Source organism: Pantoea coffeiphila (genome assembly GCF_016909495.1).
GTDB lineage: Bacteria > Pseudomonadota > Gammaproteobacteria > Enterobacterales > Enterobacteriaceae > Erwinia > Erwinia coffeiphila.
This window is the reverse complement of sequence record NZ_JAFBFW010000001.1, coordinates 988,088-1,001,855: the sequence shown is the minus strand read 5'-3', so window position 1 is coordinate 1,001,855 and position 13,768 is coordinate 988,088. Positions and strand designations below refer to the sequence as shown.

Annotated in this window: 9 protein-coding genes, 1 tRNA gene and 1 pseudogene; 6 read left to right on the top strand and 5 right to left on the bottom strand. The window is 51.6% G+C overall.

Annotated features, from left to right (window positions below):
- The first annotated feature begins 32 nt into the window (after positions 1-32).
- Positions 33-827 (top strand): AraC family transcriptional regulator, encoded by a 795-nt coding sequence (locus tag JOE09_RS04650; RefSeq protein ID WP_041165282.1) that lies wholly within the window; start codon positions 33-35, stop codon positions 825-827.
- A gap of 76 nt (positions 828-903) precedes the next feature.
- Here JOE09_RS04650 and JOE09_RS04645 read toward each other — a convergent pair.
- The 5 genes and pseudogenes from JOE09_RS04645 to JOE09_RS04625 form a co-directional block, all read right to left on the bottom strand.
- A pseudogene (locus JOE09_RS04645) lies at positions 904-2,141 on the bottom strand (IS110 family RNA-guided transposase).
- A 424-nt stretch (positions 2,142-2,565) separates the two neighbouring features.
- A complete protein-coding gene (locus JOE09_RS04640) occupies positions 2,566-3,834 on the bottom strand; it encodes a tyrosine-type recombinase/integrase (RefSeq protein WP_014229917.1) in 1,269 nt (422 codons plus the stop codon).
- Between the two features lie 161 nt (positions 3,835-3,995).
- Positions 3,996-4,071, bottom strand: a tRNA-Asn gene (locus JOE09_RS04635).
- A gap of 166 nt (positions 4,072-4,237) precedes the next feature.
- Complete coding sequence (locus JOE09_RS04630; RefSeq protein ID WP_200560763.1) at positions 4,238-5,557, bottom strand: NAD(P)/FAD-dependent oxidoreductase; 1,320 nt, start codon at positions 5,555-5,557, stop codon at positions 4,238-4,240.
- A 58-nt stretch (positions 5,558-5,615) separates the two neighbouring features.
- Entirely contained in the window at positions 5,616-6,518 is a 903-nt protein-coding gene (locus JOE09_RS04625) for a dihydrodipicolinate synthase family protein (RefSeq protein ID WP_205064960.1), read from the bottom strand.
- 708 nt (positions 6,519-7,226) lie between these two features.
- Here JOE09_RS04625 and JOE09_RS04620 point away from each other — a divergent pair.
- The 5 genes from JOE09_RS04620 (at position 7,227) to JOE09_RS04600 (ending at position 13,680) form a co-directional block, all read left to right on the top strand.
- A complete protein-coding gene (locus JOE09_RS04620) occupies positions 7,227-8,558 on the top strand; it encodes an MFS transporter (protein ID WP_205064959.1) in 1,332 nt (443 codons plus the stop codon).
- Positions 8,559-9,484: 926 nt separating this feature from the next.
- Positions 9,485-10,408 (top strand): sugar ABC transporter substrate-binding protein, encoded by a 924-nt coding sequence (locus tag JOE09_RS04615; protein ID WP_205064958.1) that lies wholly within the window; start codon positions 9,485-9,487, stop codon positions 10,406-10,408.
- Between the two features lie 33 nt (positions 10,409-10,441).
- On the top strand, positions 10,442-11,926 hold the full coding sequence (locus JOE09_RS04610) for a sugar ABC transporter ATP-binding protein (RefSeq protein WP_205064957.1): 1,485 nt from the start codon (positions 10,442-10,444) through the stop codon (positions 11,924-11,926).
- Positions 11,927-11,955: 29 nt separating this feature from the next.
- On the top strand, positions 11,956-12,978 hold the full coding sequence (locus JOE09_RS04605) for an ABC transporter permease (RefSeq protein ID WP_172606588.1): 1,023 nt from the start codon (positions 11,956-11,958) through the stop codon (positions 12,976-12,978).
- Between the two features lie 261 nt (positions 12,979-13,239).
- Entirely contained in the window at positions 13,240-13,680 is a 441-nt protein-coding gene (locus JOE09_RS04600) for a 6,7-dimethyl-8-ribityllumazine synthase (RefSeq protein WP_105592610.1), read from the top strand.
- Positions 13,681-13,768 lie beyond the last annotated feature (88 nt).

Here is a 13,768-nt window from a genome sequence, read left to right as displayed (position 1 = left end):
ATATAGATAACCTGACAACATATAGCTAAATCATGCCAGTTAATAAAAAATCTGTGACCTCGCCGGAAGAGTTTAATGCCGATGATTTCAGTCAGGCCGCTATCGCCCTGCATGTATCATCGTCAGGTGAGTATGCCGGGCAAAGTCCGCACGCTCATCGCAAGGGGCAACTTATTCTCTCTTTGCGCGGTGCAGTGCGCTGTGAGGTTGAGGATGCGCTGTGGCTTGTTCCACCAGGACATGCCGTCTGGGTTCCGGGAGAAATCCCCCACCGTTGCCGGATCACGAAGAATGCAGACACGTGCCTTTTATTCATCGAGCCCGGCACGGCAGCGATGCCGAAAATCTGCTGTACCATAGCGATTACACCTCTGGTTCGCGAGCTTGTTCTGTATCTTGCAGAGCAGGAACATGCTTATTCTCCTGACAGTAAAACCGCCAGGCTTGCAGCGGTGCTGCTGGAGCATATTCCGGATGTGCCGGTTGAAGCACTCCATCTTCCTGTATCAGATCATCCTAAAATCCGGATTATGGCTGAGGCACTTTTTAATGAGCCAGATGACCGGCGAACGTTAAAGCATTGGGCTGCTCATCTGGCCATCAGCGAACGATCTCTGGCCAGGCTGATAAAAGAGGCGACAGGAATGAGCTTTGGTCGCTGGCGTCAGCAGCTGCATTTGATGATTGCCCTGAGCCATCTGTCTGAAGGTCAGCCCGTGCAGCGCGTAGCCGGAACGCTGGGATATGATTCGGTCAGTGCGTTTATTACGATGTTCAGAAAAGCGCTGGGTAAATCACCGACGCAATATTTTTCTTCCCTGGATTAGTGCACAAGCACAGAAGCCGGATTTATTCAAAGAACACCAGCGTCCGCTTCACGCCCTGAGACATTCAACAAGCTTTTTATGGCTTCAGTAAGGGCGAGTGTCGCGCTTCGAGAGCCAGCAAATACTTCGCTTCATCGTACCGAGTTTGGTCTTCCAGCAGCGGTAAATGATCGTTATCCATTTGAAAGCAAGAGCCCGGATTGCAGATTGGTGCGATTTCTCTTTTTCTCGCAGTCCCTGATAATAAAGTCTGGCCCAGTATGATGAGTTAACCGTCTTGGCAGCCCATTCAACAAAAGTCTGCCTGACGAACTTAGCACACTGCCATCGCCAGTGAACCCAGGATTTCTGGCCACTTCGTTCTGTCACCGGTGCAATACCTGCGTAGTTTTGAATTTCTTCAGCGCTGTTGAAGCGGTCGCGGTTATCACCCAGTGCGGCAAGCATCCTTGGACCCATGCACGGTCCCATTCCAGGAAGTGATTTGAACAGTTCTGCATCCGGAAGCGTACCGAATAAGGATTCAATACGTTCGTCGTAGGTTCTGATTAGGTCGCCTGCCAGTTTGATTTGAGATGCGAGTGCTGTTGCCATCAATGCATTTGCCTCTATTACACTTTTATCTGTGGTCAGTGGAATAGCATTGGCAATACTTGCAACCCGCTGTTCGGTATATGCAACAGCAGGACCACCTTTAGCGTTCATAAAATGACGAACAGTATCGCTGCGAGCCCGTTTGAGTTGTTGCAGGCTGGGCCAGCGAATGATTAGCTCGCAGAACAGTGAATTGTCCCGATGGGAGAACCATTCCAGGGGCAGGGGGTAATACTGCTTAAGCGTGTTGATGAGCCGATTTACAAAGCGACGCTTGTCTTCGACCAGCAGTCGGCGCTGCTCAACTAATTGCTGGAGTAACCGGATATCTGCGTTGTCGGGTTCAATGGCTTTTATCTTTTGGGGATAGCGTAGCATTAACTCTAATGCTAGCTCGGCATCCTGCGGGTCATTTTTAGCGCCGCTGGGTGAGAAGGCTTGCCGGTAACGAGCCAGGGACAAAGCGTGGACGGAGAAAACGGTGATAAAGGGATATTTTTGAAGAGCATATACCACGGGGCCCTTCTTCAGCTCGAGAGCTATTGCGATTCTGCCTTTTACCTTCTGGTGTAACTCAGTAAGCCAGATATCAAGCGCTTCTGCCGTATGTTCAATCACATGGAATACGCGTTCACCGTTTTTGAACTGAACACAGACATCGTGTTTTTTATCTGCCCAGTCCAGACCAACATGTGCAGCAAATTGATTAGTCGCAGTCATCACCAACTCCTTTCATCGGGGATTGGTATGCATTCCACGCTCTTCGAAAGAAATATAGTCAGCAGTGTATCTGCATGCCCTGAGTATTCGTTAGCGAACGCGGAGCACCTACTGGTTCGAAAGAGAAGCGGCGATCATCACATGATTCTCGCTCAATATTCGTAACCAGTAAGCGCATACCCTGAATCACTCAAAAGTGTAATTCTCAGGGTTAGAATGACTATAGTTCGCTCATAACTGACCCAATCCGTTTCCGTGGATAGATCTAAATGATAAGCGGACCTCACACTTTCGATTCACGCAGGTCAATTCGGTTAAAGATGCTCATAAACGGCTTAACAATTTCTCCGAGTTGAAGCCAGAAAAATGCCCTACCAGTACAGACTGATACGGCTTTTTTTTGTGGCTTATTCTGTCAGAGGGGTTATCCCATTGTGTAACTGATTTCCTTCCCACAAATATAAGGTGGGGCATACGCTTTCCTGCACATATCCAGATAATCCGACCACCATTGCATCATCGCTTTACGGGAATCGAGATATTCTGCTTTATGGATGTAAGCCGCTCGAACGCTGTTACGCTCCTGATGACTCATCTGCCGTTCAACCGCATCCTGTGCCCACAGGCCAGACTCCATCAGGGCACTACAGGCCATTGCCCGTAATCCGTGGCCGCAGATTTCATTTTTTGTGTCATATCTCATCAGGCGCAACGCCTTGTTGACGGTGTTTTCACACATTGGCTTATACGGATTATGGTCACCGGGGAATATCAGCACGCGATGCCCGGATATTTCCCGTATCTGTTTCAGAATAGCGATGGACTGACGGGAGAGTGGAACGATATGTGGAGTGCGCATTTTTGCACCACGCCCAGAGTAGCGGACACCGGAGATGGCCTCGCGAGTGGCAGGAATGGTCCAGATTCTATTTTTGAAATCGATCTCAGACCAACGGGCGAAACGAAGCTCGCTGGAACGGATGAATAGGTGAAGGGTGAGTAATACGGCCAGGCGGGTTAACTCTCGTCCTTGCTTGTAGTCCTCAATGCGAGCCAACAGTTCCGGTAGCCGCTCCAACTGAAGGGCGGGGTAGTGACGTTTAACGGGCGGGGAGATGATACCCTCCAGATTTGCTGCCGGATTGTTCTCTATCAACTCCTGATGTATGGCATGACGCATGATGTTGCACATATGCTGCCGGGTGCGTGCTGCGACTTCCAGCAGACCTTTTTGCTCAATGCCTTTTAGCAGGTCAATAAAGTGACGAGGTTTTAGTTCTGCTACGGGCAAGTGTCCAATCACAGGGAATATATGATTGTTCATGCTGGCAAGCAGACGGGAGGCGTGGTTCTCTGACCATGTTCGGTTGCTTTTATGCCAGTCCAGTGCCACATACTTGAAAGTTTTGTCTGGCGAGGAAGTGGATCTTTCCGCAGAGCGCTGTTGTGCAGGATTGATATTATGCGCCAGCAATTTACGGATACCATCACGCTGTTGACGAGCATCAGCCAAAGACACATCAGGGTATGCGCCTAAGCCAAGGCGAGATTCTTTTCTATTGATACGATATTTGAGATACCAGAGACGTGAACCGCCTGGATTAACCAGCAGATACAGACCATGGGAATCGGAGACTTTAAAGGGTTTTGCGGATGGTTTTAAGTTGCGGATTTTTGAGTCGTTAAGAGACATTTGGGGGTCACTCCGTCATCGAACCAACTTGACCCCAAATCTGACCACCAAATTCTCCCGATGCGGAGGGAAAACTAAAAATACATCGGGAAGACTTTTCACGCTAACTTATTGAATCTAAATTACATAAGGATTCGCAGAGCGGCATGAAAACAAGAGTTTGGCTCCTCTGACTGGACTCGAACCAGTGACATACGGATTAACAGTCCGCCGTTCTACCGACTGAACTACAGAGGAATCGTGTGAACGGGGCGAATACTAATGGCCCTCAGGGTAGATGTCAAAACCCTTTTACTTAAAACGCTATCGTTTGCTGAAGGATGCAGCAATATGCGGTCATTACCGCCATTAAGGCGATAAAATGGCCCTAAACCCCACTCCGCGATATCGCTGCTGCCTCGGACTACACTTCCAGACCGGCCCTGAACTGCCCCCACTTAAAGACCGAATTCACGCCAATTGACAGGAATGGCTCCGGCGGCGTCTTATTCGGGCCCGGTGATGCCAGCAGGAAGTCAATCAGCTCGTTGCGCTCACCGGCGATCATATCCGCCAGCAGCTTACCGGTTGCCGTACCGCGGGTGATCCCCAGACCGTTACAGCACAGCGCGCCGTAAACATTCGGTGCCAGCTGGCCGAAGAAGCCTTCATGGTTTTCCGACAGGCAGATTGCACCGCTCCATGAATATTCCAGATTCACACCGGACAGCATCGGGAAGCGCCGTTCAAAGGAACGACGGTGATTTTCGATATAGCGTTTCAGCAGATGCTCACGCGGACGACCGTTAGGGTTAAAGCTGAAGCTGTTACGCACCAGAATACGGTGGTCAACGGTACGGCGAATCGTACTGCCGAATGGATGCGCAGGGATCACGCCCCATACCGGCTTGCCGCCCAGCCGCGCCTGCTCTTCTTCATTCAGCGGGCGCGTCAGACTGCCGTACAGGAAGGTGGGCAGCAGCGTGCGCTTCAGGAAACCAAAATCTGAGGCAAACGCATTGTTGGCCAAAATCAGCTTATCGGCGGTGATAGTGCCGTTATCGTGCATCAACGTGACTTTATCGCCGTAGTCGATCGAGGTAATCGGCGTGTTTTCATACAGCGTGACGTTAGATGGCAGACTGTCCGCCAGTCCTTTCACCAGCGCCGAAGGCTGCACCAGTACGGTGCCGGGAATAAACAGCGCCTTCTTATAGTAAGAAATACCGATGTGATCCGGCAGATCGCGCTCGTCAATCATTTGGGTTTCGCGGCCAATTTTCTCCAGACCGCTGCGATAAGCCTCCAGCACGGCAATACCCGCACCGCTTACCGCCGCCTGATATTTACCGGAGTCGCTCATCTGGCACTCAATACCGTGAGTTTTCACGATGTCGCGCAGATAGTCCTGGCCCAGCGTATTCAGCTTCAGCACGCGCTTCGCGGTGGTGATATCGCCGATATAGTCCTTCGCGCCGATATCATGCGGTACATCGATAGCGAAGCCCGCGTTACGCCCGGCGGGGCCAAAGCCGACTTCCTGCGCTTCAATCAGTACGATCTCGTCGTCCGGGAAGTTCAGCGCCATCTGGCGAGCGGCGGCAAGCCCCGTCAGGCCTGCGCCCACAATTGCCCAGCGGGTCTGTGTTTGCCCGACGTGAGCCGGGCGCGGCGTACGCGGTTTACTGGTGTGATACCACCCCGGAAGCGCATCGTCGGCGGGCAGAGAGGTTATTTTTTGCACTTGGGTATACTCCCGTTTATATGCGGTACAGAGGGGATTAACGGATCAACCGGTTCTATCAGCCAGCAATCGCCGCAGCGACATTCTGCTTCACGCCGGCAATCACCGCTTTCAGCTCTGTCTGCTCTTCTTCGGTCAGGCCCAGCAGCGGTGCGCGAGCCGGTCCGGTGCTCAACCCGGTCAGATCCACACCGTGTTTAATCGCCTGTACGAATTTCCCGCCGTCGAGGTAGTTCATCAGTGGCATCATCGCCGCCATAATTTTGCGGCCCTTATTGAAATCTTTTTCCACTACGCAGGCCTGATACAGGGCCACGTGTTCCTGTGGAATAAAGTTGGAACCGGCACAGACCCAGCTGCGTGCGCCCCAGGCAAAGAACTCCAGTGCCAGATCGTCCCAGCCGCAGGAGAGGGCGATGTTCGGGAACTTAATGGCCAGCAGATGCAGGCTGTTCAGATCGCCGGAGCTTTCTTTAATCGCCACCACGTTTTTCGATTTGCTGACCTCGGTGAAATAGGTTTCACCCATGCTGATACCCATACGGCCCGGGTAGTTGTAGAGCATGATCGGCAGCTGCGCGGCTTTATCGACGGTCAGCGCGTGGTGGGCGTTTTCCAGTTCGGTCGGCAGCGCATACGGCGGAGAGGTGACCAGAATGGCATCAGCTTTAATTTCGCGGGCGTGTTTGGCAAAGGCCACGGCATCTTCGGTACGGATCGCACCGGTGCCAATCACCAGCGGCAGGCGGTTAGCCGTGACCTGGCGTGCGCGCTCGGCCAGCGCCAGGCGCTCTTCCACCGTCTGCGCGTAATATTCACCGGTCGAACCGCCAATAATAATGCCGTGAACACCACCGGCAATTAATGACTCCAGCACTTCATCAAAACGGGCGAAATCAATCGAACCGTCAGCAGCGTAGGGAGTAACGGCAGGGGTATAAATACCATCAAAATTAATCATATATTCTCCAGGTCAGGTATCCGGGCAGCGTTGACTTAACGCTGAGCGGGTATTTGATGAGATCCCGCAGTCCGCCGAAGCCGGAAAAATACGGTTCGACAGGGACAGGTTCACTCCATTTGCTAACAATCTGCCAACAAGTTCACGGGCAGGCAATATGTGGATTTTTTTTGCATACATAAAAAAGACAAAGAAAATACGCATTAGTATTATGAAAATACCAATGGATTTTATTAATTCGTTTAAAATCATCAAATTAAAATATTATTTTCAGGTGATAATGTTCTGTTTTGTTTTCAGATGGCGATCACATTCCTGAATAATCCCCACCGTGAGCGTATTTACAGTGCGCAGTCGGGGGGTATAGTTTCAACATGAATTTAACCTGAAGTTAACAGCACTTTTCCCCTCGATAGCCTCGCTGGCGCGGGTCGCCTTCCAACACTGAGGCTCAGCAATAACGGGGGGAATGGTTAAATAAAAAGGATGTGTTCTTCAGGTGAATTTAATTTCGCTATAACGCGAAAAAAATAACAGGAGCCGATAAACAATGAACGGGTAAGGTTTACCGAAGAGAAAAAGATAACCGATATCAAGACTTACATGACGTTATAAAAATTAAATTAACGAAATTTCTGAATTATCGATCTGATTCAGAGCGAATTTCTGTACCTGCAAAATATGAATCCTTACAGGAGATTCACTGTCATGAATAAGAATAATATATCTATTGAGGATGTACCCTTAAATGGTTTTCACCAGTTGATGACCGTCCGCGCCGGGGGAGGATGGATCCTTGATGGCTATGTGCTGAGCATTATCGGCGTAGCGATCGTGCAGTTTTCGGGATACCTGCATCTGGACTCCTTCTGGCAGGGACTGGTTGCGGCATCGGCGATGTTCGGCACCTTCTTTAGTGGATTCCTCGGCGGCTGGCTGACCGATAAAGTTGGCAGGCAGCGCCTGTTCTTCGTCGGGCCGATTCTGTTTATTCTGGGTTCGATAGGCACGTTCTGGACGGAATCCGGCGTGATGCTGTTTTTCCTGCGCTTCCTGATAGGCGTGGGGGTGGGGCTGGAATATCCGGTTGCGGGATCGCTGCTCACCGAATTCCTGCCGCAGAAAAATCGCGGTCCGCGCCTGGCGGGGTTAACGATCCTGTGGTTTGCCGGTGCGGCACTGGCTTACATTGTCGGTAATGCGATTCTGGCTCACGGCGGTGATGACGCCTGGCGTTACGTGCTGGCCAGCCCGGCGGTACTGGGTGTGGCATTGTTCCTGATTCGTCTGGGTACGCCGGAGTCTCCGCGCTGGCTGGTCAGCAAAGGCCGCCTGGCGGAAGCCGAGCAGATCATCAAAAAAGTGTACGGCGCGACTTTCTCGCTGGCTAATCTGCCGAAAGAGTCGGAAGAACAAAAAGTGTCCATCCGCACATTGTTAAATGCAGGCTACGGTAAACGTATGCTGTTCGTGGCGGTGTTCTGGAGTGCGGCGGTGGTGCCGATGTTTGCGGTCTACTCGTTCGCTCCGGTGGTACTGCAGGCGCTGAACCTGAAGGGCGAGTGGGCCTCGATGGGTTCAGTGATTATCACGCTGCTGTTCGTAGTGGGTTGTATTATCGCTACCCGACTGATTGATACGATGGGCCGCCGCAAGCTGATTATTCACAGCTTCCTGTGGTCAAGCCTGGCCCTGCTGGGGCTGGGGGCAGCTTCACACGGTTCTGAAATGCTGGTACTGGCTCTGTTTGGTGCCTACGCGGTGTTTATCGGTGGGGCGCAGGTGCTGGAACTGGTGTATCCGAATGAGCTGTTCCCGACTGAGGTTCGTGCATTCGCCGTTGGCATGGGATCTTCACTGTCGCGTATTGGTTCCGCTGCCGGGACCTGGCTGGTGCCTTACTCTCTGGCGACGCTGGGTATTGGGCACACGATGTATGCAGCTGCTGCGGTATCCGTTTTGGGCCTGCTGGTATCCGTCTGGCTGGCACCGGAAACCAAGGGGATGACCCTGGAGAAGGCGGCTTCACTGAGTCGTTAATTGTTAGTCTGCTAAACCGTTAGTTCTTGCGCCGCCGCAGTTTATTCTGCGGCGGCGTTTGTGTTTGTTAGCGTCGTTTTCTCAGAGTGTGTGGAAGTGCAGATGGATTTCATCATCTGAACGGCTTTAAAAGCAGCGAGTAAGAAAGAAGAGGGTGGCACGGTATTGCGCGGCTAAAGGGCAATCCGCAGCGCTGAGGTGCAGGCATCTGGCCAGGAGACGGCGACAGGACGTCGTCGTCAGGTGGAATCGCAACAGGGACGTTGCGTTTCCGCCGGTCCGCCCGGCCGGATGCCGAAGCCGAAGGAACCGCGAAGCGGCGCGAGGACCGCCCGGTAGCCGCTCAATACCGGGACACGACCCACATCACCGAAGCGACAAACAAGCAATCTGAACAATTCCCCCAGCAGCCGCTCAATACCGTGACACGATCCCCACCACCACAGTGAAAAATCCATCTTCATCACCCGACATTTCATTTACAGCCCCCCAGCCGGGTTGTGACCTTGCTCGGGTAACAAAAAAGCAATTGCCGTCAGTCTCAAATCTCTTGCGCCAGATCTCACTTTCCAGCGTTTCCATGAGCGATGTTAGAGGTGTGTCAAATTTTTGTTATTTGATGATTTTAAAACACGCGTTTCGGTGCTTTATTAGTGAAAGTTTCAATTAACTTTAATATGAAACAAAAAAACTGCTCTGCGGCAACGTAGGCAGGGGACAGGAAAAGTAAAACAGTGGTTTGAATTTAAGGTGTTGATTTGTAGTAAGTTATTCCGATGAAGTGCTAATAAGAAAATAGTCATACACGAAATAGTAACCCCCTACATTTTACTAAAGTCGTCGGTCACGTTGAAGGAATGTAAAAGAAATTTTTCATTCGACGTCTCAGCCAGCCTGCGCATGCTAACGATAATAAGGGCTCCGCCATGAACGTGAAAAAAACAATTTTAGCGTCACTGTTAGTATGTATGTTACCTGTCACAAGTTTCGCCAAAGAAGTCCAGGTTGGTGTTTCTATGGCACTGTTTGATGACAACTTCCTGACTATTGTGCGCAATTCCATCAGCAAGGAAATGAAGAAAGAAAACGTCGACGGGCAGATCGAAGATGCCAAAGGCGACGTAGCCCAGCAGCTGCAGCAGGTGCAAAACTTTATCGGCCAGGGCGTTGACGCAATCATCGTTAACCCGGTTGATACCAACGCAGTTAAACCGATTGTTGACCTCACCACCAAAGCCGGCGTTCCGCTGGTCTTCGTAAACCGTAAACCCGCGACTGAACTGACCAGCAAAATGGCCTACGTCGGATCTGACTCCGAGCTGGCAGGCCGTCTGCAGATGGAAGCGCTGGCAAAACAGATGAACTACAAGGGTAACGTGGCGATTCTGATGGGTGACCTGGCTAACGAAGCAACGCGCGACCGTACCAAAGGCGTGAAAACCATCGTGGCTAAATATCCTGGCCTGAAAGTGGTGCAGGAGCAGACGGCGAAATTCACTCGTAACGATGCGGTGGATGTTGTCAGCAACTGGATGACGGCGGGTGATGACATTCAGGCTATTGCCTCCAACAACGACGAAATGGCTATCGGTGCCCTGCAGGCACTGGGTAAAAACCCGAACAAAATCGTGATCGCGGGCGTGGATGGTACACCGGACGCGCTGCAAATGATCAAGAACGGCAAGATGGTTGCCACCGTGTTCCAGGATGCAAAAGGACAGGGTGAAGGCTCCGTACAGGCCGCCGTTAAGCTGGCAAAAGGTGAAAAAGTTGAGCAGAACGTGATGATCCCTTATCAGCTGATCACCAAAGAAAACTACGCAGAATTTACCAGCAAAAACCTGAAATAACCGTTGCCGATAACAGTTGTACGGAGGTGTTAAATGTCCGCATATGCGCTTGAAGCCGAAGGCATCAGCAAGTTTTTCCCGGGAGTTAAGGCGTTAAGCAACGTATCGCTGCGCGTCAAACCCGGAACGGTGCATGCTCTGATGGGTGAGAATGGCGCGGGCAAGTCCACTTTAATGAAGTGCCTCATCGGGATTTACCGTCCCGATGAGGGACAAATCCGCATTAAAGGCGAGCCTGTGCAGTTTACCGATACGCTGGATGCGCTGCGTTCGGGAATTTCCATGATTCACCAGGAGCTTAATTTGGTACCGCATATGACGGTCGCCGAAAATATCTGGTTGGGTCGCGAGCCGATGAAACTTGGCTTCGTCGACCACGGAAAACTCAATCGTTTGACCAAAGATCTGCTGGTTAAACTGAATATCCGTCTGCGGCCTGACCAGATGGTTGGCGATCTGAGCATTGCCTCCCAGCAAATGGTTGAAATCGCGAAAGCGGTGTCCTGGAACTCGGACATCGTGATTATGGACGAACCGACGTCGGCACTGACGGAAACCGAAGTGTCGCATCTGTTCGCCATTATCCGCGACCTGCGCGAGCAGGGTAAAGCCATCATCTATATCAGCCATAAAATGGATGAGATCTTCGCCATTACCGATGAAGTCAGCGTGTTCCGTGACGGCACCTGGGTGGCCAGTGATTCCACGTCGAGCTATTCGCGTCAGTCGCTGATTACGCAGATGGTAGGGCGTGAATTAACCCAACTGTTCCCGAAATTTGATGCCAACATCGGTGAAGATGTGCTGACCGTGCGTAATCTGACGCGCAAAGGCGTATTCCACGATGTCAGCTTTAATGTGCGCCGTGGTGAAATCCTCGGGGTGGCGGGACTGGTGGGTGCCGGACGCAGCGAAGTGATGGAGAGCCTGTTCGGCATGACCTCCATCGACAGCGGCGAAATTCTGATTGACGGCGTGCCAACCACTATCGAATCCCCGGCATCGGCGATCGATAAGGGTCTGGCATTCCTGACCGAGGACCGTAAAAAGTCCGGCCTGTTCCTGGTGCTGTCGGTGATGGAGAACATGAGCATCGTCAAGATGACGAACTACAGCGCCAAAGCGGGCTTTGTTAATCACGGCGATATGGCGAAGGACTGTCTTGAGCAGATCCGTAAGCTGAATATCAAAACGCCGACAATGGACCAGATCATCAATAACTTGAGTGGCGGTAACCAGCAGAAGGTGCTTATTGCGCGCTGGCTGCTGGCCCAGCCCAAAATTCTAATCCTTGACGAACCTACCCGTGGTATCGACGTCGGTGCGAAGGCGGAAATATACCGTCTGATCAGCGAACTGGCGAGCCGTGGCGTTGCCATCATCATGGTTTCTTCCGAACTGCCGGAAATTCTGGGCATGAGCGACCGGGTCATGGTTATGCACGGCGGTCGTATTACCGGCATCCTCAATAAAGAAGATGCTGACCAGGAAACCATTTTGTCGTTGGCGTCCGAGTAAGGGCGTAAGGTAAATAAAATATGAGTGATATGAAAATGACAACGCAACAGTCAACTGAAGCACCCTCATTCTTCAGTAATCTGAAAAGCAAGATGCCGAAAGATACCGGTATTTTCGTGGTAATGGTCGGTATCGCGCTGATTTTCGAAGCCTTTGGTTGGTATGTTCGCGACCAGTCATTCCTGATGAACCCTAACCGCCTGGTGCTGATTGTTTTACAGGTGGCGATTATCGGTATTATTGCCGTCGGGGTGACCCAGGTCATTATTACTACGGGTATTGACCTCTCGTCCGGCTCGGTGATTGCCTTAACGGCGGTGGTTGCCGCCAGTCTGGCGCAAACCTCAGACAGCCTGTCGCCGATGTTCCCGTCGCTGGTGGATATGCCTGCGGTGATCCCTATCGGTGCGGGGATCGGGGTCGGTCTGCTGTGCGGAATTCTGAACGGCGTGCTGATTACTAAAACCGGTATTCCTCCGTTTATCGCCACGCTGGGTATGATGGTTTCTGCCCGTGGCCTGGCACAGTACTACACCCAGGGTAACCCAATCAGCTTCCTGTCTGACGGCTTCACCGCTATCGGTCAGGGCGCAATGCCGGTGATTATCTTCCTGGTCGTAGCGGTCATCTTCCATATCGCTCTGAAACACACTCGCTACGGCAAATACGTTTACGCTATCGGCGGCAACATGGTGTCGGCGAAAGTGTCCGGTATCAACGTTAACAAGTACCTGATCATTGTTTACACCATCGCCGGTGGCCTGTCCGGTCTGGCGGGTGTGGTGCTGGCGGCTCGCGTCAGCAGCGGCCAGTCAAGCATGGGTCTGTCCTACGAACTGGATGCGATTGCCGCAGCGGTTATCGGCGGCAGCAGCCTGATGGGCGGCGTGGGTCGCATCACCGGTACGCTGATTGGTGCGGTGATCCTCGGTCTGATTAAGAGTGGCTTCACCTTCGTGGGCGTTGATGCCTACGTGCAGGACATCATCAAAGGGATGATTATCGTGGCGGCGGTTTCTATCGATATGTACCGCAACCGTAAGAAGCGCTAATCGCTCCAGCGCAACTTCGTTAGCCCTTAAGCCGGGGGATCGGTCAAACGATCCCCCGATTTTTTATTTTTGTATTGCGCCATAACACGGTTGTTACGCTTCAGGGGAGTTATAAAATGCTGCGAGACGACGGGAAGCGGCTTTTTTTTTGACGTCTGGATTTCGTATTTTCAACATGTTATACCAAGTGAAAATAATCTTACTTTCCAGTAAAATTCCCCATTAAAGATTGATACATTTCATCGCGTTCTTGGAGTTACAGTGAAAAAAATTAATATCGCCTTTGTGAAAGCCAACTGGCATACAGAGATTGTGAGCAAGGCATTAGAGGGTTTCCGTCAGCGCATCGCTCAGGAAGATAACGTTGATGCCGTGATTAACGTCTTCGACGTTCCCGGTGCATTTGAAATGCCGTTAGTGGCCCAGAAGCTGGCGAAAACCGGCAAATATGATGCGATCGTCTGTGCTGCGCTGGTGGTTGACGGCGGCATTTACCGCCATGATTTCGTTGCCCAGGCGGTGGTTGATGGCCTGATGAACGTGCAGCTGGCCACCGAAGTTCCGGTGTTCTCCGTTTCGCTGACCCCGCATAATTTCCAGCCGGTTGACGAAATCGTGCAGTTCTACGATAAGCACTTTGTTAAGAAAGGCGCTGAAGCCGCGCAGGCCGTTCTGGCCGTTAATAGCCTGGTGATTGAATAATTTTCATCTTCGGATGCCTTTACCCGTAAAGGCATCCGGCTATTGTCGTTAAAGCCCCGATTTATTCCTCTGTTTCCCGACTCTCATT

What these genes read in the sequence shown, in the direction of transcription:
- JOE09_RS04640 (WP_014229917.1), bottom strand. Translation starts at nt 3,834, where the DNA reads ATGTCTCTTAACGACTCAAAAATCCGCAACTTAAAACCATCCGCAAAA.
- JOE09_RS04615 (WP_205064958.1), top strand. Translation starts at nt 9,485, where the DNA reads ATGAACGTGAAAAAAACAATTTTAGCGTCACTGTTAGTATGTATGTTA.
- JOE09_RS04610 (WP_205064957.1), top strand. Translation starts at nt 10,442, where the DNA reads ATGTCCGCATATGCGCTTGAAGCCGAAGGCATCAGCAAGTTTTTCCCG.
- JOE09_RS04605 (WP_172606588.1), top strand. Translation starts at nt 11,956, where the DNA reads ATGAAAATGACAACGCAACAGTCAACTGAAGCACCCTCATTCTTCAGT.
- JOE09_RS04625 (WP_205064960.1), bottom strand. Translation starts at nt 6,518, where the DNA reads ATGATTAATTTTGATGGTATTTATACCCCTGCCGTTACTCCCTACGCT.
- JOE09_RS04620 (WP_205064959.1), top strand. Translation starts at nt 7,227, where the DNA reads ATGAATAAGAATAATATATCTATTGAGGATGTACCCTTAAATGGTTTT.
- JOE09_RS04650 (WP_041165282.1), top strand. Translation starts at nt 33, where the DNA reads ATGCCAGTTAATAAAAAATCTGTGACCTCGCCGGAAGAGTTTAATGCC.